2 protein-coding genes and 1 pseudogene are annotated in these 1,297 nt (G+C 60.2%); 2 read left to right on the forward strand and 1 reads right to left on the reverse strand.

Going from position 1 to position 1,297, the window contains the following annotated elements; genetic code table 11:
* Nucleotides 1-113: 113 nt before the first annotated feature.
* Nucleotides 114-566: pseudogene (locus EU800_RS25995) on the forward strand (transposase); the annotation flags it as partial.
* A gap of 203 nt (nt 567-769) precedes the next feature.
* Here the strand turns inward: EU800_RS25995 and EU800_RS27820 are convergent.
* A complete protein-coding gene (locus tag EU800_RS27820) occupies nt 770-880 on the reverse strand; it encodes a fumarylacetoacetate hydrolase family protein (RefSeq protein ID WP_165354863.1) in 111 nt (36 codons plus the stop codon).
* Here EU800_RS27820 and EU800_RS29250 point away from each other — a divergent pair.
* Nucleotides 879-1,100 carry a hypothetical protein gene (locus EU800_RS29250; RefSeq protein ID WP_165354864.1) on the forward strand — a complete coding sequence of 74 codons (222 nt, stop codon included), beginning with the start codon at nt 879-881 and terminating at the stop codon, nt 1,098-1,100. The genes EU800_RS27820 and EU800_RS29250 overlap by 2 nt on opposite strands.
* Nucleotides 1,101-1,297 lie beyond the last annotated feature (197 nt).

The following is a 1,297-nucleotide window of genomic DNA, read 5'->3' on the forward strand; positions in this document are numbered from 1 at the left end:
GCCCACTGGCCGCTGTTGCACGGATATGGCTGAACAATGGGAGCCGGATGATGCGAGAGTATCACGTCCGGTTCTGAGAGAGCGCGGGGGTGAAAGTCCCCCGCGCCACTCGCCTGTTCGTGAAGATCAATGGTGAACGGCACTACTTGTGGCGGGCCGTCGATCATGAGGGCGAGGTGCTGGAAAGCTTCGTGACGAAGACGCGGGACAAGAAGGCGGCATTGAAATTATTGAAGAAATCAATGAAGCGCTACGGGCGGCCGCAAATCTTTGTCACTGACAAGCTCCGGTCCTACGGCGCCGCACTGAAGGAGGTCGGTGCGGCGGACCGGCAGGAAACTAGACGATGGCTCAACAATCGGGCGGAGAATTCACACCTGCCATTCCGACGACGAGAACGGGCAATGCAGCGCTTCCGGCGAATGCGCAGTCTGCAGATGTTCGCCGCCGTCCACGCCTCTGTATTCAACCATTTCAACTCGGAGCGCAACCTCTCCTCCAGAGCAAACTTCAAGAAGAACCGTGCCGCCGCTCTCGCTGATTGGCGCAATCTCTGCGCGGCATAAGGGACAGCCATTCTGCGCTTGGTGAGACGAGTTCGAATTGGCCTGACAGCACCGCTGTGAAAGCTCTTGAACAGGTTAGGTTTCGTCATGTTTCGACGCTACGAGGCCGCCCGGCCCGTCTCAACGGGAATCCTTCTGACAACACCCGCGATGTCCTTCAGGTCGGCAATCGTCAACGCCTCGTCGAGCCTCATATGACCGCCTCAGACTTCCGCGTCCCAGTTCACGGTGGTCTGCGTCTGCTCGCCGAGGCCCTCGATGCCGAGCCGGATCGTCTGGCCGGCTTTCAGATAGACCGGCGGGGTCTGGCCCATGCCGACGCCCGGCGGCGTGGTCGGAATAGTTGAGGCCGATGCGGATGAACTTGCGGACATGGCCGACGCAGGGGCCGATGCGGCTGTCCGCGTCAAGCACAGGCAGCCCGGCGATATCGGCGGCGGCGATGATCGCCAGCCCTTCATCGGTCAGCATGTCACCGGCGATATCGCCGACGACGCCGGACAGATCGCGGATCGTCCCGTCCAAATGCAATAGAGCGGGTTTCTCGGCGCCACGGACGCCGATGCGGAGCAGTTTCATGAGGTTCGTTCCTTATGGAATTCAGTCCGGATTTCCCAAGCGATCTGAGGTTTCCGCTCGGCTGATCGGTGTATTTCTGTTATTTTTTCAGTGAGTTGGGCAGTGTCAGGGGGAGATCTCATGGCTCACCCATCGGGTGCGGGGCCTCGGGA

It is taken from the genome of Tropicimonas sp. IMCC6043 (assembly GCF_004146235.1).
Classification (GTDB): domain Bacteria; phylum Pseudomonadota; class Alphaproteobacteria; order Rhodobacterales; family Rhodobacteraceae; genus Tropicimonas.

Bases quoted from the DNA above. Each gene is read 5' to 3' on its own strand.
- EU800_RS29250 (WP_165354864.1), top strand. From the start codon at position 879: ATGCCGACGCCCGGCGGCGTGGTCGGAATAGTTGAGGCCGATGCGGAT.
- EU800_RS27820 (WP_165354863.1), bottom strand. From the start codon at position 880: ATGGGCCAGACCCCGCCGGTCTATCTGAAAGCCGGCCAGACGATCCGG.